Source organism: Acinetobacter sp. YH12023, from assembly GCF_013420135.1.
Lineage (GTDB): Bacteria > Pseudomonadota > Gammaproteobacteria > Pseudomonadales > Moraxellaceae > Acinetobacter > Acinetobacter amyesii.
In genome coordinates, this window is record NZ_VOYU01000009.1 from 14,259 (window position 1) to 32,101 (window position 17,843).

The 17,843-nt window shown below is 40.1% G+C and carries 22 protein-coding genes; 10 read left to right on the top strand and 12 right to left on the bottom strand.

Annotated features, from left to right (window positions below; genetic code table 11):
- Positions 1-4: 4 nt before the first annotated feature.
- From FTT92_RS10765 to FTT92_RS10790, 6 genes are all read right to left on the bottom strand, one after another.
- Positions 5-388 carry a hypothetical protein gene (locus FTT92_RS10765; protein WP_180077036.1) on the bottom strand — a complete coding sequence of 128 codons (384 nt, stop codon included), beginning with the start codon at positions 386-388 and terminating at the stop codon, positions 5-7.
- 21 nt (positions 389-409) lie between these two features.
- On the bottom strand, positions 410-718 hold the full coding sequence (locus tag FTT92_RS10770) for a YcgL domain-containing protein (protein ID WP_180011296.1): 309 nt from the start codon (positions 716-718) through the stop codon (positions 410-412).
- 124 nt (positions 719-842) lie between these two features.
- Positions 843-1,985, bottom strand: a complete 1,143-nt coding sequence (locus tag FTT92_RS10775) for an HRDC domain-containing protein (protein WP_180172107.1) — start codon at positions 1,983-1,985, stop codon at positions 843-845.
- A gap of 201 nt (positions 1,986-2,186) precedes the next feature.
- Positions 2,187-2,783 (bottom strand): recombination mediator RecR, encoded by a 597-nt coding sequence (gene recR / locus FTT92_RS10780; RefSeq protein WP_078188505.1) that lies wholly within the window; start codon positions 2,781-2,783, stop codon positions 2,187-2,189.
- A 12-nt stretch (positions 2,784-2,795) separates the two neighbouring features.
- Positions 2,796-3,125, bottom strand: a complete 330-nt coding sequence (locus FTT92_RS10785; RefSeq protein WP_180074039.1) for a YbaB/EbfC family nucleoid-associated protein — start codon at positions 3,123-3,125, stop codon at positions 2,796-2,798.
- A gap of 32 nt (positions 3,126-3,157) precedes the next feature.
- On the bottom strand, positions 3,158-4,345 hold the full coding sequence (locus tag FTT92_RS10790; RefSeq protein WP_180172108.1) for an O-succinylhomoserine sulfhydrylase: 1,188 nt from the start codon (positions 4,343-4,345) through the stop codon (positions 3,158-3,160).
- Positions 4,346-4,487: 142 nt separating this feature from the next.
- Between FTT92_RS10790 and FTT92_RS10795 the strand changes: the two genes are divergently transcribed.
- The 10 genes from FTT92_RS10795 (at position 4,488) to FTT92_RS10840 (ending at position 12,535) form a co-directional block, all read left to right on the top strand.
- Positions 4,488-5,582 carry an alpha/beta fold hydrolase gene (locus FTT92_RS10795; RefSeq protein ID WP_180172109.1) on the top strand — a complete coding sequence of 365 codons (1,095 nt, stop codon included), beginning with the start codon at positions 4,488-4,490 and terminating at the stop codon, positions 5,580-5,582.
- A gap of 17 nt (positions 5,583-5,599) precedes the next feature.
- A complete protein-coding gene (locus FTT92_RS10800; RefSeq protein ID WP_180172110.1) occupies positions 5,600-6,472 on the top strand; it encodes an NAD(P)-dependent oxidoreductase in 873 nt (290 codons plus the stop codon).
- An 88-nt stretch (positions 6,473-6,560) separates the two neighbouring features.
- Positions 6,561-6,830 (top strand): YARHG domain-containing protein, encoded by a 270-nt coding sequence (locus FTT92_RS10805; protein ID WP_078188510.1) that lies wholly within the window; start codon positions 6,561-6,563, stop codon positions 6,828-6,830.
- A gap of 31 nt (positions 6,831-6,861) precedes the next feature.
- Complete coding sequence (locus FTT92_RS10810) at positions 6,862-7,275, top strand: HIT family protein (RefSeq protein WP_078188511.1); 414 nt, start codon at positions 6,862-6,864, stop codon at positions 7,273-7,275.
- A gap of 306 nt (positions 7,276-7,581) precedes the next feature.
- Complete coding sequence (locus FTT92_RS10815; protein WP_180172111.1) at positions 7,582-8,661, top strand: porin; 1,080 nt, start codon at positions 7,582-7,584, stop codon at positions 8,659-8,661.
- Positions 8,662-9,183: 522 nt separating this feature from the next.
- Positions 9,184-9,375: a cytochrome oxidase putative small subunit CydP gene (gene cydP, locus FTT92_RS10820; protein WP_078188513.1), complete on the top strand. Its 192-nt coding sequence runs from the start codon at positions 9,184-9,186 to the stop codon at positions 9,373-9,375.
- Positions 9,375-10,961: a cytochrome ubiquinol oxidase subunit I gene (locus FTT92_RS10825; RefSeq protein WP_078188514.1), complete on the top strand. Its 1,587-nt coding sequence runs from the start codon at positions 9,375-9,377 to the stop codon at positions 10,959-10,961. Before cydP ends, FTT92_RS10825 begins: the two co-directional genes overlap by 1 nt.
- Positions 10,958-12,103, top strand: a complete 1,146-nt coding sequence (gene cydB / locus FTT92_RS10830; RefSeq protein WP_078193913.1) for a cytochrome d ubiquinol oxidase subunit II — start codon at positions 10,958-10,960, stop codon at positions 12,101-12,103. The genes FTT92_RS10825 and cydB overlap by 4 nt, the downstream gene beginning before the upstream one ends.
- Positions 12,104-12,127: 24 nt before the next feature.
- Positions 12,128-12,229: a cytochrome bd-I oxidase subunit CydX gene (gene cydX / locus FTT92_RS10835; protein ID WP_002120988.1), complete on the top strand. Its 102-nt coding sequence runs from the start codon at positions 12,128-12,130 to the stop codon at positions 12,227-12,229.
- A gap of 3 nt (positions 12,230-12,232) precedes the next feature.
- Complete coding sequence (locus FTT92_RS10840; RefSeq protein ID WP_078188516.1) at positions 12,233-12,535, top strand: cyd operon YbgE family protein; 303 nt, start codon at positions 12,233-12,235, stop codon at positions 12,533-12,535.
- A gap of 7 nt (positions 12,536-12,542) precedes the next feature.
- Here the strand turns inward: FTT92_RS10840 and FTT92_RS10845 are convergent, their stop codons facing one another.
- The 6 genes from FTT92_RS10845 to kdsA all read right to left on the bottom strand — a co-directional run bounded on the left by FTT92_RS10845 (position 12,543) and on the right by kdsA (position 17,825).
- Positions 12,543-13,226, bottom strand: a complete 684-nt coding sequence (locus FTT92_RS10845; protein ID WP_257231679.1) for a hypothetical protein — start codon at positions 13,224-13,226, stop codon at positions 12,543-12,545.
- Between the two features lie 68 nt (positions 13,227-13,294).
- Positions 13,295-14,431: a rod shape-determining protein RodA gene (rodA, locus tag FTT92_RS10850; protein ID WP_078193916.1), complete on the bottom strand. Its 1,137-nt coding sequence runs from the start codon at positions 14,429-14,431 to the stop codon at positions 13,295-13,297.
- 85 nt (positions 14,432-14,516) lie between these two features.
- Entirely contained in the window at positions 14,517-15,242 is a 726-nt protein-coding gene (gene ispD / locus FTT92_RS10855; protein ID WP_180172112.1) for a 2-C-methyl-D-erythritol 4-phosphate cytidylyltransferase, read from the bottom strand.
- Positions 15,205-15,597: a septum formation initiator family protein gene (locus FTT92_RS10860; protein WP_078188520.1), complete on the bottom strand. Its 393-nt coding sequence runs from the start codon at positions 15,595-15,597 to the stop codon at positions 15,205-15,207. Before FTT92_RS10860 ends, ispD begins: the two co-directional genes overlap by 38 nt.
- A gap of 16 nt (positions 15,598-15,613) precedes the next feature.
- Complete coding sequence (gene eno / locus FTT92_RS10865) at positions 15,614-16,903, bottom strand: phosphopyruvate hydratase (protein ID WP_180172113.1); 1,290 nt, start codon at positions 16,901-16,903, stop codon at positions 15,614-15,616.
- Between the two features lie 64 nt (positions 16,904-16,967).
- On the bottom strand, positions 16,968-17,825 hold the full coding sequence (kdsA, locus tag FTT92_RS10870; RefSeq protein ID WP_078188522.1) for a 3-deoxy-8-phosphooctulonate synthase: 858 nt from the start codon (positions 17,823-17,825) through the stop codon (positions 16,968-16,970).
- Positions 17,826-17,843: the final 18 nt, after the last annotated feature.

A 17,843-nucleotide genomic window follows, 5' to 3' on the forward strand; every position in this document is an offset into this window, starting at 1 on the left:
TTATTTAAAGCGGTGAAATTTTCTTGTTAACAACGTGCTGTGGTTTCGCTGCATTGTATTTGGTCCAAAAATAACCAAGGACTAAACCAATACCCACCACAAAGAGAATCAGCGATAGATTCAACCAAACCAATGGCTGATCTTTTGTTAATACACCAAAAATCAAACCAAAAATCGCAGGTGCGATTGCTGCATTTGAACCTTCAGAAACGGTTGGTGTTAATAAAATAGCAAATACGATAAGCCAACCAATGGCACCGATCGATTTGGGTAAGCGCTTCATCAGCCCATACCAACACAACAAAGCAATTACAGCCCCACCTAGGTAAACCGTAATTGCAATACTGCTTTCAGGAATTGAGTCCAATACCGATACTACACCATTCATTTTCACAACTCCTGAATTAACTTAAGCGCCGCGCAAGCCTTCTGGCTCAACTGCATTTGGGTCAATTAAACCTTCTGGAGGCATCTGAATAAAGAATCCTTTTGTTTCAATAGAATCTATGACGTGTAATACGTTCACACGTGCAAGTTTGCGTGATTCACTGAGTTCTAGATCCATGACAAATGTGGCACGACCAAATGCTGTACGTAATGCATCAGGCATTACTGCAAGCGGATCTGTCGCTTCAGTTTCGTTTTCATTAACTTCAGGACGAGCAATATAAAGATACATTTCATCTTTTTTGCTCGATTTGTAGATAGAACAGTACATAATTGAATCAATACTCATTAAACGCAAGGCAAAGGATACATCAAAAAAAAGACTGATACATTAGTGTTTATTAACGCATCAGTCGTGAATTTGTATAAGTGATAGTTCTTTAATCAATCAGAACTTATTCCATCACTTTCATTTGACCAGAAAGATAGCTTTCATCGGCATGCAGCACTTCAATTAAAGGCTTCGTCAGCAAATCATAGCGCCAGCCCAACAAATAACTCGGTAAATCTTGTTCATCATTATGAAAAACCACATGCTGATACAAAGCATTTAACCATTTTTTGCGCATTAAAACTTCTTTAGGCACAGAGGTTTCTTGTACTGCACGCTGAATAACGGTATCGACGCGTGAACCAATATCCTGAGACGAATGACGAATTGGACGTGCCATACGCAGCGGCCATTCAGCTTGTTCAGGTAAAAACTTCAACAAATCTAAAATAATTTTACCATGCTCACGCACAATGTTCGGACGAATGTCTTTCACCGCGCTCAATTGAAAATTATTTTTTGGATTTTTTTCAACCATATCAATGATAGTTGAGTTTTTAAGAATAAAGCTACGTGGCTGATTTAAGGCTTTCACCATTTGCTCACGCCAAACGGCCAATTGCTGAATTTGCATGAGCTGACGACGTGAATGTCGATAATTACCAACATCGTGATACAACAAATGGATTGGCGTTTCAGTGCCAATTTCATGTGTCAAATTTTTGCAGTCCTCAAGTACACAATTTAATAAACTTTTCGCAGCCAATTCATTCTGAATCGTATGGCTTAAATTCATTAAATAATGTACATCATTCGCTGCATAGTTCAATTGCTCTGCACTGAGTGGACGAGCCAACCAATCTGAACGTGTCTGATCTTTATCTATATCTACATCGAGCATAGTTTTTAAGGCATTTTGATAGCTGACTTGTAAGCCATGCCCTAAAAATGACATCCCAACTTGTGTATCAAAGACATTTTCTAAAGACTTATGCTGTGCATAGTGATAAATCAGGTCGATATCTTCACTACAAGCATGAAAAATGTTTTGCTGAGCCGCAAATAATTTTTGCCAGAATTGGCTTAAATCGAGGGTTGTACCATCAAGTAAATACACCTGATTTTGTACATTAATTTGGAAAAGTCCAAGTTTGGGCCACAGGGTATCTACTTTTATAAACTCGGTGTCGAGTCCGTAAATCGAGCTTTGGTCCATAAGATTTAAAACAGAATTTAAATCTGGCTGATTTTGAATGAATTGATACATAAGTTGCTGAGTCTAATTTTAGATGCTCTATGAGCTTATATTAACTGATATATATTATTTATCTATAAGGAAAAACGTTATTTTAGTGACTTATTTTCTTTATTTGGCTTTTTTATTCATTATAAATAAAAACTTTAATCGTTATTAAGTATAAATAATTAGGTGAATTTTATACAAAGCGAAACGAGTTTCGCTCTATAGTTACTTCATTCGCATTCGGTTATGCACAGCCTGACTTAAGGTATGACTATCCACATATTCAAGCTCACCACCCTGTGGTACACCCTGTGCAATACGGGTCATTTGTATTGGTAAATGTTTGGTCGCTTCAACCAAATAATGTGCTGTCGCTTGACCTTCAACCGTTGCATTGGTCGCCAAGATCACTTCCTGCACTTTACCATCACTTAGTCGTTGAATTAAATATGGGATACCAATTTCGTCGGGGCCAATACCATCGAGTGGCGACAAATGCCCACCCAATACATGATATTTCCCTCTAAAACTGCCACTTTGCTCGATTGCCATGACATCTGCTGGAGATTCAACCACGCAAAGCAGTTGATCATCACGCTCTGAAGAGACGCAAATGTTGCATACTTCATCTTCAGTCAATGAATGGCAAATGGAACATTCATGAATATAGTTGGTTGCTTCAGTCAAGGCATGTGCCAGACCGACAGCGCCTTCCCTGTTTTTCATGATTAAGTGCAGTGCCATACGTTGAGCCGACTTTGGCCCAACGCTTGGTAAAATACGCAATGCCTGTACAAGTTGATCAAAACGATCACTAAACATTCAACGTATTCCTTAGAATAAACCTGAAAGACCTGGTGGAAGACCCATACCAGAGTTTGCAGATTTCAGTTTTTCTTCTGAAATCGCTTCAGCTTGACGTGAAGCATCATTCATTGCTGCTGCAATTAAGTCTTCAATCATATCTGCATCATCTTGAAGTAGTTCAGGATTGATTTCGATACGTTTCACTACATGACGTGCAGTCATAGTAACTTTAACCAGACCACCACCTGCTTCAGCGTGAACTTCAACTTGTGCAAGCTCTTCCTTGGCTTTTTTAATGTTGCTCTCAACTTCTTTTTGCATGCGTTGAGCTTGCTGCATGAGCATATTAATGTTCATAAAAATCTCCGAACAAAACTGATGAATTCACTTTAGATAAGATCTAAACCGCGTGAAAGATCGCGAATAATATCATTAATATCTTCTAAACCAACAGATACGCGAATTAAACCTTCGCTAATCCCTGCTGCTTTTTTCGCTTCTGCTGACATTCTGCCATGAGAAGTCGTTGCAGGATGGGTAATTGTTGATTTTACATCACCCAAGTTACTTGTAATAGAAAGGAACTTGGTATTATCAATCACAGTCCAAGCACCTTCACGTTCGCCTTTGGCAACAAACGACACAACTCCGCCAAAGCCTTTTTGTTGCTTTTTCGCCAACTCATGACCTTCGTGATTTGGAAGTCCCGCATAGTACACTTTTTCAACTTTCGGGTGTGAATCTAACCATTCAGCTAAAGTTTGAGCACTTGCACAGTGGGCTTTCATACGTAAGCTTAAAGTTTCTAGGCCTTTCAGGAAGATCCATGCATTGAATGGACTCATCGAGTTACCCAGTGTACGAATAACACCTGTAATCTCTTCCATCAATTTTGCACTACCTACAACAGCACCACCAAGCGCACGACCTTGACCATCAATATATTTTGTTGATGAGTAGATCACGAGGTCCGCACCTAATTTAATCGGTTGCTGTAACACCGGTGTACAGAAAGTATTATCGACTGCAAATAATGCCCCATGCGCATGTGCAATATCAGCAATAGCTTGTAAATCCCCTACTTGAGCCAATGGGTTTGACGGTGTTTCAATGAACAATAGGCGTGTAGTTGGGCGAATCGCTTGTTTCCAAGCATCTAAATCTTCCAAATCAACAAAAGTAACGTCAACACCAAATTTGATGACATATTTTTCAAATAGAGAAATGATCGAACCAAAGACAGCACGTGAACACACCACATGATCGCCAGCTTTCAAATATGCCAAAGTGATCGCGTGTACGCCCGCCATACCTGAACTTGTCGCAACTGCGGCTTCAGCACCATCTAAAACAGCTAAACGTTTTTCGAAAGCTTGTACAGTTGGATTGGTATAACGTGAATAGGTATTGCCTTCAATTTGACCTGAAAATTTTGCTGCGGCATCTGCTGCACTTTCACAAACAAATGATGAAGTCAGGAAAATTGGCTCACTATGTTCACCCTCAAAAGTACGAGTATGACCTGTACGAATCGCTAAAGTCTCTAATTGGTATTCGATGTCGTCTTGTTGGCTCATCTGTATTACTCAGTCGCGAAGAACTGCCTTTGTGAAGAATTGCCAATATTTTGAGCGTCTAAGCTATTTAAGGTCAAGGTAAAATACGAAATTATCGCTTAGACTTCGACCAATCCTACAAGGACTTAGGCAATTGACAGTTATGCACCCTTTCAAACAAAAATTTCTGGCGCAGCAAAAGAAAATTAAACACCTGTCTACACGTGTGTTTAATGCAAAATCGTTGGTCCTTTCTCAATCGACACCCTATGAAGTAATTACTGAATATAAACATGCAAAAGTTCGGTATTACGCTTCGCCTGATCGTAAATACAAAGAACCCTTAGTGTTTGTTGCTCCACTGGCCATCAATATGGCGATTTATGATTTGTATCCATATCGCTCATTGGTGAAACATTTTCAACATAGTGGATTTGATGTCTATTTGTTGGAATGGGGAAAATTAAACTATCAAGATCGTTTCTTAAATTTTCTATCGTTTATTGATGATGTGATTCCACATTGTATTGATCAAATTTGTGAGCATGCAGATAGTCAATACATCTCGCTACACGGTTGGAGCATGGCTGGAGTCTTTGTAACGCTATATACCGCATTACACCAACCTGAACATGTTAAAAATCTAATGGTGATGGGCGCACCGATTGATAGCTATGCTTCAGGTCGTATCGGAAAGTTATTTCAAAAAACCAATCGCTTGCTTTCACGTAGTAAGAATTTACAAGAAAAGGTCTACACAGGGAAAATTCCTAAACATTTTATCCATACACCGGGCGTACTCAATGCGATTGGATTTAAAATCGTTGATCCAATGGGTTGGTTCAAAAGCCAAAAACAATTTCTATCTAACTTAGACAATCTACATGACCTGTATGAGCATGCAACTATGGGCGATTTTCTCAATCACATGATTGACTATCCGGGTGGCATTAACCAAGACATGGTATTCAATGTTTGGCTACAAAATCCACTTAAAAATGGCATTATTCAATTGAAAGATAAAGTTATTAAATTAAAAAATATCCACTGCCCTTTGTTGATTGGCGCGGGTTCTACCGATCAAATCGTTACTGCCGATGCAGCAAGTCCTTTAGGCGAATTGACAAGTAGTCAAGATGTCACGTTTACTCTCATTCCCGGTGGTCACCTCGGCCTAATGTCGAGTCAAAAAAGTGCCAATCAATTTTGGCCAACTTTGACCCAGTGGCTTACACAAAGATCCAGTTTATTGAAATAAAAATTTAGAGGGTAAAGATGATTCAGTCAGTTGCATTTATCGGATTGGGCGCAATGGGTTACCGTATGGCAGCGCACCTACCAAAAAAGTTCGACACGGTTTATGTCTGGAATCGAAACTTTACCAAGGCAGAGCAACATGCTGCTGAATTTGGTACGCAAGCGGTTGCATTAGAGCAAGCAATACAAGCGGACATTATTTTTTCATGCCTACCCATTAGCCAAGATGTTGAAAATTTAATTGCGAGTGTGACGCTGAAATCAGGCTCAATTTGGGTCGACTGTACCAGCGGTGTGCCAGAATCTGCAAAAAAACTCGCTTCAGCCTTAAAGCAACAAAACGTTTCGTTCTTAGACGCCCCTGTGAGTGGACAAACCATTGGCGCTGAAACGGGAACATTAACCGTCATGATTGGTGGTGACGCAGCAGCCTTTGAACGTGCATTACCTGCGATCCAAACATTTGGCAAACTGATTAAACATGTGGGTGAACCGGGTGCGGGTTTTGCCGTTAAAGCTGTAAACAACATGTTAATGGCTGTAAATCTTTGTGCAGTTGCTGAAGGATTCACCACCTTAAAAGCGCATGGCGTGGACTTACATGAAGCACTCGATTGTATTAATGCGTCGAGCGGTAAAAGCAATGTGACCGAAACAGTTTTACCTCAGCGCGTACTGAATCGTAGCTTCCCATTAACCTTTGCACTTCCATTACTTGCCAAAGATACGGGAATTGCTGTTGATCTTGTGCGCCAAGCAAAACTTTCAGCACCTGTGCTCTCTTTGACGCAAAATTTAATCCAAGCAGCAAGCGATCAAGCTGAAGAAAACAGTGATTTTTCAAGCGCTATGATTATGTATGAAAAATGGAGTAAAATTACAATTGAGTAATAACTCGCCATTGAATAACGATAAATAACCATCATATTGTACTCTAGTGTCATAACACACATTGTTACAAATGACAGAGGAAACTCGCATGAACAAATTTACCCTCGCAACTTTGCTAGGTGCTGTAACTTTAATCGGGGCTTCTACTGCTGTTTTAGCATCTGAGCAAGAATGCCAAAAGTTGAAAAATGACCATGATGTGATTTATGCGTCGAAAGGTTTCTGCTTTAAAGATCCTGATGCTAAAGCGAAGTTTGGCAATGACAATTGCTACACAACTAAGCCTAAATTTTCAGAAAAAGAGCAACAACGACTTGACGCGATCAAAGATCGTCAGAAAGAATTGAACTGTAAATAATTACGATTCAATTCGCTCAAGGAATTTAGCAATGACTTATGATGATCAAAATATTTTTGCTCGGATTTTACGTGGAGAACTTCCTGCGTTTAAAGTCTATGAAGATGATCAAGTACTCGCTTTTATGGATGTCATGCCACAGGCCGAAGGTCATACGCTCGTAATTCCTAAAACCCCTGCTATTACGCTGCTTGATTTAGATCCAGAAGCGGCTGCTTATACCATTCAGGTTGCTCAAAAAGTTGCGAAAGCAATGGAAAAAGCCTTAGACGTGAAAGGTATCGTATTGATGCAGTTGTCTGGCGCTGCTGCGGGTCAAACTGTTCCGCATGTGCATTTCCACCTAATTCCGACTTCAGTGCATGAATTAGGTAAACATGCCGCACAAATGGGCGATATGGAAAAAATCAAAGCCATTGGCGAAAAAATCAAAGCAGCACTTTAAGTTCAATTGAATTTAAAGTGATGATCAATGGAGCTTCGGCTCCATTTTTAATGCCTGCAAATTATATTCATTTTTCAAATGGCCAAAAATATTTACTTCAAGCCCAAATAAAGCATTAAGAATTAAAGTTTTATTTATGTACCTTTCCCAAGCATCCTTAAATCAGCTTTCACCATTTTGAAATATTTCCTTAATCGAACTGTCTTATTTGTAATGAATACTTAGCGCCATTAGATAGCAAATTATTTTAGCCAAGCTACTGATAAAACATATTGATATGACTAAAAAAGTCTTATGGAGCTTCAAATGAAAAAAACTCTATGTGCATTAGCAATCGGGGCAACAATTCTTACACCAGTAATGGCTGCAGCAGCCGACGTTAAAGTTTATGGCCGTGCACATGTTTCACTAGACTACCTAGATGATGGTAAAGATTACAACGAATTTGGCCTTTCTTCGAATGCTTCACGTTTGGGTTTCAAAGTCGATCAAAAAATTAATGATGACTTAAACGTATTTGCACAAATTGAGCAAGAAGTTAACTTTGCAAGTGGTAGCGCTGATTCTAAAGGCGTAGATTTTTCAACACGTGACACATTCGTTGGTTTAAAAAGCGCTACTTATGGTCAAGCACGTGTAGGTCGGTTTGACAGCCCATTTAAAGTTGCACGTAGCCCTGTCAACTTCTTCGGTGACATGGTTGGTGATGTACGTAACGTAACACGTGTGGGCAACCTTAAATTTGATGAACGTAATGAAAATACCATTGAATATAAATCACCAAAATTTGGTGGTGGCTTCAATGTCCTTGCAGCAATGTCAATGCATTCAGGTACACAAATTGATAAGGACGCAAACGGTGAAGGCGTAGATGATAACAAAGCATACGACCTTGCATTAACCTATAAAGAAGGCCCAATTGACTTTGCAGCTGCATATGAAAAATATGACGAAAATGCTGCAAACGCAGCAGGTGGTGCAAGCCGTGATGCATTCCGTATCGCTGGCGCGTATAAACTGACTGAAGAATTTAATCTTGGTGCGCTTTACCAAATGGCAAAGCATGATAATGATACGGCAAACCCAGACGCTCAAGTATTTGGCTTAGCTGGTGAATACAAACTTACGCCAAAAACATCAGTGCGCGGTGAATACTTCTACCGTGATGTTGATGCTAATGACGCAAATGCAAGCTTGATCGGCGTTGGCGTTGAACATAAGTTAGACAGCACTTTACGTGTATACGGTAACTTAGCCACTGTGATTAACGACAAAAACTCTAAGCTGAATCCTTGGAAAGAAGGTCGCAGCTTCGGTAACGGTATATCAGGGATCGGTGATGAAAATGCAACTGCACTTTCTCTTGGTCTGCGTTACGACTTCTAAGCTGCAATATCTCCCCCAAAAGACATACTCCGGTATGTCTTTTTTTTCGCAAATGTAATGTCTCAGGACCAAAATTAGCTAAGTTCATCATTTATCAATGGTTTATAAAAACAATAAAAAAACTAGACACGCCTATTCAATATCATCCGTATAACGATCGTTTAATAGCACCACATCAACAACGAATTTATTTAGCTATACTTAAAAATAATAAATACAAATCTTATTCACTCAATAAGGATTCTCATTATTAACAATGTAACTTTTAGTAAATATAGTAAATTAGTAAGAATTTAAAATAAAAATATAAGCGTTTTAGTCGGATTTAAAATAAAAAAACACAAGTGTTTTAGTCAAGTATTTAAAATAAAAAAATTAGTTTATTTTTTAACTATTAAACACTATAAGTAATTGTATTTAAATTACTTAATAATATATTTTTATTTTAACTGTTCAACCTATTTGCTTTTTGTATATATTTGTTAATAATATAGTACAAGTTTAAAGAATAGGCTTATCTCCATGAGCTTAAAATTCAAAGATTTAAATCGTCGTGTGGTCAGAGAAATAACCGCAATACTAATAATTAAAGTGATTATTTTAATGATCATTAAGAACATCTGGTTCGACGCCCCTACTATCCCTAAAAACTTTGACAATCAAGTTGCCGAGCATATTGCTGGCAGTCCTTCCCAAATCAAGGAGACACGTTGATGATTTCTGAAAGCGTGGTCGATCTTTCGCGGTTCCAATTTGCAATGACCGCGATGTATCACTTTATTTTTGTTCCACTGACTTTAGGTCTGGCTTTTATTCTTGCCATTATGGAAACCACCTATGTGATTTCTGGCAAAGAAATTTATAAAGACATGACTAAATTCTGGGGAAAACTCTTCGGTATTAACTTCGCATTAGGTGTTACTACTGGTTTGACCATGGAGTTTCAGTTCGGTACTAACTGGGCGTATTACTCACACTATGTCGGTGATATTTTCGGTGCACCATTAGCCATTGAAGGTCTAATGGCATTCTTCCTTGAATCAACATTTATTGGTTTATTCTTTTTCGGCTGGGATCGCCTATCTAAAGTTCAGCATTTGGCAGTCACTTGGTTAGTTGCACTTGGCTCGAACATGTCTGCACTATGGATTTTAGTGGCCAATGGTTGGATGCAAAATCCTGTTGGTTCCGCGTTTAACTATGAAACTATGCGTATGGAAATGGTGGACTTCGGTGCACTGATTTTCAACCCTGTAGCTCAGGTTAAATTCGTACATACCGTATCTGCAGGTTATGTGACTGGTGCTATTTTCGTACTAGCCATTTCAAGTTACTACTTATTGAAAAAGCGTGACTTGCCATTTGCTCGTCGTTCATTCGCTATCGCTGCAATCTTTGGTTTAGCGTCTACACTTTCAGTGATCTTACTGGGTGATGAATCTGGTTATGAAATTGGTGACGTACAAAAAACTAAACTTGCTGCGATTGAAGCTGAATGGGACACTCACCCAGCTCCAGCGCCATTTACTTTGTTTGGTATTCCAAATAAAGAAACTATGTCTACTGACTACGCGATCAAAATTCCTTATGTCATGGGGATTATCGCAACACGTTCAACTGATAAAGAAGTAACAGGTATTAAAGACCTCATCGTACAACACGAAGCGCGTATTCGTAACGGTATGGTGGCTTACTCACAGTTAGAACAACTTCGTGCAGGCGATACGTCTCCTGAACTTAAAGCAGCATTTGCTGAGTCTCAAAAAGACTTGGGCTATGGTTTGCTTCTGAAAAAATACACAGACAAAGTGGTCGATGCTTCTGACGAACAAATCAAAGCTGCTGCAAAAGACACTATTCCACATGTTCCAAGCTTGTTCTGGGCATTCCGTGCAATGGTTGCTTCTGGCTTCTTAATGCTCCTTCTGTTCGTACTGGCTACCTTTGCTGTCGGTAAACGTAATGCAGAAAACAAACCTTGGTTATTAAAGTTTGCCTTGTTTGCACTTCCACTCCCTTGGATTGCTGCACAAACAGGTTGGTATGTTGCCGAAGTTGGTCGTCAACCATGGACCATTGGTGAAGTCCTACCTACACACCTTTCAGCTTCTAGCTTAAGTACAGGTGATGTATGGGGTTCTATCCTTGCATTAGCAGCGTTCTACACTGTACTGCTGATCATTGAAATGTACTTAATGATTAAATTCTCACGCCTTGGCCCAAGTTCTCTACATACTGGTAAATACCACTTCGAGAAACTTGAAGCTGCAAAAAAGGCAAATGAGGAGGCTCAAGCATGATCGAATATGAATTACTCAAAATCATTTGGTGGGTTTTAGTCGGTGTCCTACTGATCGGCTTCGCCCTCACCGATGGCTTCGATATGGGCTCAATGGCGATCATGCCATTCGTAGGTAAAAAAGACGAAGAACGTCGTGCGGCAATCAATACGATTGCCCCACACTGGGACGGTAACCAAGTTTGGTTTATTACTGCCGGTGGTGCGCTGTTTGCAGCATGGCCAATGGTATATGCGACTGCATTCTCAGGCATGTACTGGGCACTGTTACTGGTACTCTTCGCCCTTTTCTTACGTCCAGTCGGTTTTGACTACCGTTCTAAACTCGAAAATACCAAGTGGCGTAATTCTTGGGACTGGGGTTTAGCAATTGGTGGTGCCGTTCCTGCCCTCGTATTTGGTGTTGCATTTGGTAATATGTTCCTTGGTGTTCCATTCACTATGGACGAAACTGTTCGCTCAACTTATACAGGTAGCTTCTTTGCACTGCTTAACCCATTTGCTTTAGTTTGCGGTATCGTGAGTTTATCTATGCTTTGCGCTCATGGTGGTGCATGGCTCATGCTTCGTACAGACGGCGACCTACGTGCACGCTCTGCAAAAGCGACTCAGCTTATGGGTATCGTATTCTTGGTTTGCTTCTTACTTGCAGGCGCATGGTTATACTTCGGTAATATCCAAGGCTACACGTTAGCTCAACCGTTTGACACTAATGGCGTTGCTAACCCATTGGCTAAAGAAGTGATCACCAATGCCAATCCAGGTTGGATGAACAATTATAGTATTTATCCTATTACTATGATTGCGCCAATCATGGCAATTTTAGGTGCTTTGATCATTATCCTTGCCGCAGGTAAAGGTAAAGCAGGTTTTAGCTTCCTTGGTTCAAGCTTGGCAGTCATTGGTGCAATCTTAACCGCTGGTTTTGCATTGTTCCCTTTCCTTATGCCATCGAGCATCAACCCAACTGTAAGCTTGACTATGTGGGATGCGGTATCAAGTAAAAATACCCTGACTGTGATGACAGTTGCCGCGTGTATTTTTGTCCCAATTATCCTGTGCTACACAACTTGGTGTTACTACAAGATGTGGGGTGTGGTCACAAACAAACATATTGAAGAGAATTCACACAGCCTATACTAAGGCTGTGTCTAAGGAGAAAAGACGATGTGGTATTTTGCTTGGATTCTCGGTATTTTGATGGCATGTTTTGCAGGTGTACTTAGTGCGCTTTACATCGAACATCATCAAGATCTAGATGAGGAATAACAAATGACTGATGCTGCTGTAGAAAAATCACTTGTAGAAAAGAAGCCAAATAAATTTGCAATGGTCATTTCCTGCCTGTTAGCTTTTCCTTTGGCAGCCGTGTTACTTGTACATCCTGCTGCCATGCTGGATGACAATGGTGGATATAGCCATCGAGCGCTGATGTTCATCATGATAGGTATTTCAGGTGGTTTTGTGCATGGTGTGGGTTTTACACCACACCATTGGTTCTGGAAATGGCTTTTTAGCCCCTTCCTCGCTTGGCCACTCATGTTGTGGGGCTACTACACATGGTTCCTACATTAATTAATATCTAAATAAAGCCCTCATTTGAGGGCTTTATTATATTTGCGATCAATTTCGGCTTTTTTTCTGCTGTAATATCGTCTTGCATTTGAAAACAGTCTCTAAATTTTTCATGGATATGATGAATATATTTTTCTTTAGCTGCATGTCTTAGTAAAATTTGAGCTGCCATCACAATAAATCCATTGACTTGCTTTACTATTATTATGCGCTGAGCATCCGCCAACCCAGCTTTTCGCTGAATTAATGAGTTTCGACCAGTATGCACAATCGAATGCAAATGCTTTAACGAATAGAACTTAAACTCTTTAAACATTTCAACAATATGCTTAATTTCTACAACATTTTCTAACTTTGTAATCATTTCAGCTGCGGTAGGAATTTTCACATTCTGAAGCAACTCTTCTTCTCGTTGAATTTCAAATTTCTGAATTTCTATATTAGAGGCGACCATTAGTAACCAATATGCCCTCACCACAGCTTCCAATTGAATTCGAAATAATGCGAGTGCAGATATATCTTGGCGTGATTCTAAAAGTTGTAAAATGGCTTCACCATGCTCCATGGATAATTCACAACATTCATAGACTAAATCAAGTCGCTGCACGCCACCAATAAATGCTGAATGATTTAACTCGTTATATAGCTCATCCAACATCGATTCAGAATCACGAAAAATATCTATCAACATCAGCTTCCATTTTTTAAATGCCAAAATTTAAAATATAAAAAAAGCCGGATTAATTCCAGCTTTAAAATTTAACGATGCGTATGAATCGACATCACAATCCCCATCCCTGCGAGCATCGCAATTACAGCTGTACCACCATAACTCATCAACGGTAGTGGATCACCTGTTACAGGTAAAATCCCACTAACCATACCCGAGTTTAAAAATACAAAAAAGAAGAAAGTTAATCCTATCGCTCCTGCATAGAGTCGTCCAAAATTATGGAAGCAATTTAGTCCAATAATCAAACAGCGAACAATAATTGCTGTAAATAAACTAAATAAAAGAAATACACCAATAAAGCCAAATTCTTCTGCATAGGTCGACATAATAAAGTCAGTATGATGCTCTGGTAGATAACCCAAGTGCGACTGCGTCCCTTCGGTATAACCCTTACCCATTAAACCACCTGATCCAATGGCAATTTTAGATTGAATAATATTCCAACCTGCACCAAGCGCGTCAGATTCAGGGTCAAATAACGTCAGTACACGTTTTTTCTGATATTCCTGTAAAAAAAACATCCAAAGTACAGGTGCTGCAATTGCAAAGGCGGTTAAAGCACCTGCAATTAAACGCCAAGACATACCACTTAAAAATAAAACAAAAATACCCGGAATAATCAAACCAATATTCAAGTCGGGCTGTAAAGCGACCAATGCAAATGGAATCAATAATAAAATTAATGCCCCGACGATTTGTAAAAATTTCGGTGGAAATGGTTTTCGCGCAAAATACCAAGCCATCATCAGTGGCATGGCAAATTTCATAAACTCACTCGGCTGCATACTGCCGATACCCGGCAAGCTAATCCAGCGTTTCGCCCCCATCCTTTTTTCACCAATGACCAAAACCAACAACAGTAAAAATATACCGATGGCATATAAGTACGGACTCATAGATTGGTAAACTTTGGGTGGAATTTGCGCGCAGATCAGCATCACAATAAAGCCCACACCAAAACTTGTGGCTTGACGTAGTACCATTCCCGAATCTTCCGCGGTCGCACTATAGACAACCATCAGCCCCAATATTGCATTGAGTACCAAGAAGCAAAGTAACCACGGGTCTAAATGAAGTTTAGCCCATCGAGAAGAATCGTGTTTTATACTGCGGCCATCGCGTAATGACTGACGTAAAAAACGATACTGTTGAGAAGGGATCATTGCGAAACAGATCTAAAAAGGATGCGGGAATTATAGATTAAAGCGACAGTAAAAATCACTGTCCCTTAAATATTCCTTGAAATAATCATCTATTAACTTGAGACGCTAAAATTAAACGTGCCAATTCCAAGTCATCAGGATAGGTAATTTTAATATTGTCCGAACGACCTTGCACGACATTAACTTGCTCACCGACAAATTCTAAGGCACTTGCTTCATCTGTGATGGTCGCACCAGCGGCAAGCGCTTGTTCAATGGCATTTTTAAGTACACCCAATTTGGCAATTTGTGGTGTCTGCGCTTGCCATAAAGTTGAACGATCTACCGTTGTTGATATAAGTGGTGCCGTTTCAACTCGTTTTAAGGTATCGCGTACGGGAATTGCGAGAATCGCACTTTGCTCCGAATCGACTGCCGATTGAACTAAATCTTCTAGACTCAACTGCGAGACACATGGTCGTGCTGCATCATGAACAAATACCCAATCATCATCATTGGCAATCCTAGATAGATATTGCAATGCATTGAGTACAGAATGCACACGCTCTGCACCGCCTAAACAAAAATGAGCCTTCTCTTGATTAGTGAGTGCCAAGGTCTGAGCAACATTATCTTGCTCACCTATAGCCAATACATAACCCGTCAACGGCAATTGGTTGAGACGTGCAACTGTATGTTCAAGCACAGTTAGACCCGCAATGTTTTGATATTGTTTTAGTTCAGTTTTAGAAAATCGACTTCCTGAACCAGCAGCAGGAATAATAGCCCACAATTTAAGGTTCGGGTGGAAGTTCGGCTGGTTCTGACTCATTGGTACGTAGGTCTACTTTTGCGTTTGGATCAATATAAATTGGTTTGTACTGAGTACTGATCGTACTCATCTGCACGAAAGTCTCATGCGGTTTAATTAAACCTAAATCTAGACGAGCATGCTCTTCAATAGCTTCAACGCCATTTTTTAAATCGTATACTTCAGCGGCAAGCACGCGATTTCGTTCTTTTAATTCGTCATTGAGTTCGACTTGTTGTTGTATTTTCTGACTCAGTTGTTGATGTTGATGATAACCACCTTCACCGAACCAGTATAAATATTGAAACCCTGCGATCAAAAAGATCGCAAGGCCCAACAATGCTTTACTCGCTTTGGAGTCAAATACATTTAACATAGATAGCATGATCTGCTTAGTTCAAACCTTTGAACTCAGCTTTACCGCGATATGCAGCATTAGTCAATTCTTCAATACGAAGTAATTGGTTATATTTCGCTACACGGTCAGAACGGCAAAGTGAACCAGTTTTGATTTGACCCGCTGCTGTACCCACTGCAAGATCCGCAATAGTTGAATCTTCAGTTTCACCAGAACGGTGTGAAATAACAGTAGAGTAACCATTTGCTTTTGCAAGGTAGATTGCATCTAGAGTTTCAGTCAATGTACCGATTTGGTTGTACTTGATCAGAATCGAGTTACCCACTTTTTCGTTGATACCACGTTGAAGAATCTTAGGATTCGTCACGAATAGGTCATCACCAACCAATTGGATTTTGTCGCCAAGGATTGAAGTGAGGTAAGACCAACCTTCCCAATCAGACTCGTCTAAACCATCTTCAATTGAGATGATTGGGTATTGTTTCACAAAACCAGCAAGGTAGTCAGCAAATTGGTTGCTTGTAAATGCTTTATTGCCTTCACCTGCAAGGATGTATTGACCATCTTTGTAGAATTCTGAAGATGCACAGTCAAGCGCAAGCATAATGTCAGAACCTGCTTTGTAGCCAGTTTTTTCAATTGCTTCAAGAATTACTGTGATTGCTTCTTCGTTAGAACGAAGGTTCGGTGCAAAACCACCTTCATCACCAACTGCAGTATTTAGACCTTGTTTCTTTAAAACTGATTTTAAAGAATGGAAAATTTCAGCACCAGCGCGTAAAGCTTCAGAGAATGAAGTGAAGCCAACTGGCTCAATCATAAATTCTTGAATGTCTACGTTGTTGTCTGCATGTGAACCACCATTTAGGATGTTCATCATTGGAACAGGCATAGTCAAAATGCTGTTATTACGAAGGTCTGCGATGTATTGGAAAAGTGGAATTTTCTTTTCATCAGCAGCAGCGCGCGCAGCAGCTAGCGATACCGCTAAAGTTGCATTCGCACCTAATTTTTCTTTGTTTTCAGTACCGTCAAGCGCGATCATTGTGTTGTCAATGTCTTTTTGTTCGAATACTGATTTACCCAACAATGCATCACGAATTACTGTGTTAACGTTGTTAACCGCAGTTTTAACGCCTTTACCTAAGTAACGAGCTTTGTCGCCGTCACGTAGTTCTAAAGCTTCACGAGAACCAGTTGAAGCACCAGATGGTGCACATGCACGGCCTACAACGCCAGAGGCTAAGATTACGTCTGCTTCGATGGTAGGGTTACCACGAGAGTCCAAAATTTCACGTGCACGAATGTCAACGATTTGGCTCATGAACAATTCCTCAGTTGATTAATAAAAATGATGCGTCAAAAGTGACGCATCAATGTGTATCGAATTAGTGTGTGTCTAACTTTGCGAAACCTTTAACTAAGGTATCGAGCTCTTTTAACTGTGCCAAGAAAGGCTCCAACTGTGACATGCGTAGCGCACATGGACCGTCACATTTGGCATTTTCTGGATCCGGATGAGCTTCTAAGAACAAACCTGCTAAACCAGTCGCCATACCTGCACGTGCCAGTGTCGTGATTTGCGCACGACGACCACCTGCAGAATCCGCACGACCACCCGGCGTTTGAAGCGCATGCGTAACATCAAAGAACACAGGGACATTCATTTCTTTCATGATGTCAAAGCCCAACATGTCTACAACTAAATTGTTGTAACCAAATGCTGAACCACGTTCACAAAGAATCAGTTTGTCATTTCCTGCTTCCAAACACTTATGCAAAATATGACGCATTTCGTGTGGCGCAAGGAACTGTGCTTTTTTAATGTTGATGATGGCATCAGTTTTCGCCATCGCTTCAACAAGGTCAGTCTGACGGCTTAAAAATGCAGGAAGTTGGATAATATCCGCAACTTCAGCAACAGGCGCAGCTTGGTATGGTTCATGTACGTCAGTAATAATCGGCACATTAAAGTGTTTTTTAATGTCAGCTAACCACTCGATTCCTTTTTCCAGGCCTGGGCCACGGAAAGAGTTCAAGCTTGAACGATTGGCTTTATCAAAACTTGCTTTAAACACATACGGAATATCCAAGCGTTTGCAGATATCCACATATGTTTCAGCAATTTCAAAAGCAAGGTCTTTTGACTCAAGTACGTTCATGCCGCCGAATAGTACAAATGGCAAATGATTTGCCATTTGTATATCGCCTAAACGTACAATTTCCTGTGGTTTTAATTGTGACATTTAAACTCTTCCTGGTTT

Excerpts from the sequence above, each read along its gene's own strand:
- FTT92_RS10765 (WP_180077036.1), bottom strand. The coding sequence starts at position 388 with ATGAATGGTGTAGTATCGGTATTGGACTCAATTCCTGAAAGCAGTATT.
- FTT92_RS10770 (WP_180011296.1), bottom strand. The coding sequence starts at position 718 with ATGTACTGTTCTATCTACAAATCGAGCAAAAAAGATGAAATGTATCTT.
- FTT92_RS10775 (WP_180172107.1), bottom strand. The coding sequence starts at position 1,985 with ATGTATCAATTCATTCAAAATCAGCCAGATTTAAATTCTGTTTTAAAT.
- recR (WP_078188505.1), bottom strand. The coding sequence starts at position 2,783 with ATGTTTAGTGATCGTTTTGATCAACTTGTACAGGCATTGCGTATTTTA.
- FTT92_RS10785 (WP_180074039.1), bottom strand. The coding sequence starts at position 3,125 with ATGAACATTAATATGCTCATGCAGCAAGCTCAACGCATGCAAAAAGAA.
- FTT92_RS10790 (WP_180172108.1), bottom strand. The coding sequence starts at position 4,345 with ATGAGCCAACAAGACGACATCGAATACCAATTAGAGACTTTAGCGATT.
- FTT92_RS10795 (WP_180172109.1), top strand. The coding sequence starts at position 4,488 with ATGCACCCTTTCAAACAAAAATTTCTGGCGCAGCAAAAGAAAATTAAA.
- FTT92_RS10800 (WP_180172110.1), top strand. The coding sequence starts at position 5,600 with ATGATTCAGTCAGTTGCATTTATCGGATTGGGCGCAATGGGTTACCGT.
- FTT92_RS10805 (WP_078188510.1), top strand. The coding sequence starts at position 6,561 with ATGAACAAATTTACCCTCGCAACTTTGCTAGGTGCTGTAACTTTAATC.
- FTT92_RS10810 (WP_078188511.1), top strand. The coding sequence starts at position 6,862 with ATGACTTATGATGATCAAAATATTTTTGCTCGGATTTTACGTGGAGAA.
- FTT92_RS10815 (WP_180172111.1), top strand. The coding sequence starts at position 7,582 with ATGAAAAAAACTCTATGTGCATTAGCAATCGGGGCAACAATTCTTACA.
- cydP (WP_078188513.1), top strand. The coding sequence starts at position 9,184 with ATGAGCTTAAAATTCAAAGATTTAAATCGTCGTGTGGTCAGAGAAATA.
- FTT92_RS10825 (WP_078188514.1), top strand. The coding sequence starts at position 9,375 with ATGATTTCTGAAAGCGTGGTCGATCTTTCGCGGTTCCAATTTGCAATG.
- cydB (WP_078193913.1), top strand. The coding sequence starts at position 10,958 with ATGATCGAATATGAATTACTCAAAATCATTTGGTGGGTTTTAGTCGGT.
- cydX (WP_002120988.1), top strand. The coding sequence starts at position 12,128 with ATGTGGTATTTTGCTTGGATTCTCGGTATTTTGATGGCATGTTTTGCA.
- FTT92_RS10840 (WP_078188516.1), top strand. The coding sequence starts at position 12,233 with ATGACTGATGCTGCTGTAGAAAAATCACTTGTAGAAAAGAAGCCAAAT.
- FTT92_RS10845 (WP_257231679.1), bottom strand. The coding sequence starts at position 13,226 with ATGTTGATAGATATTTTTCGTGATTCTGAATCGATGTTGGATGAGCTA.
- rodA (WP_078193916.1), bottom strand. The coding sequence starts at position 14,431 with ATGATCCCTTCTCAACAGTATCGTTTTTTACGTCAGTCATTACGCGAT.
- ispD (WP_180172112.1), bottom strand. The coding sequence starts at position 15,242 with ATGAGTCAGAACCAGCCGAACTTCCACCCGAACCTTAAATTGTGGGCT.
- FTT92_RS10860 (WP_078188520.1), bottom strand. The coding sequence starts at position 15,597 with ATGTTAAATGTATTTGACTCCAAAGCGAGTAAAGCATTGTTGGGCCTT.
- eno (WP_180172113.1), bottom strand. The coding sequence starts at position 16,903 with ATGAGCCAAATCGTTGACATTCGTGCACGTGAAATTTTGGACTCTCGT.
- kdsA (WP_078188522.1), bottom strand. The coding sequence starts at position 17,825 with ATGTCACAATTAAAACCACAGGAAATTGTACGTTTAGGCGATATACAA.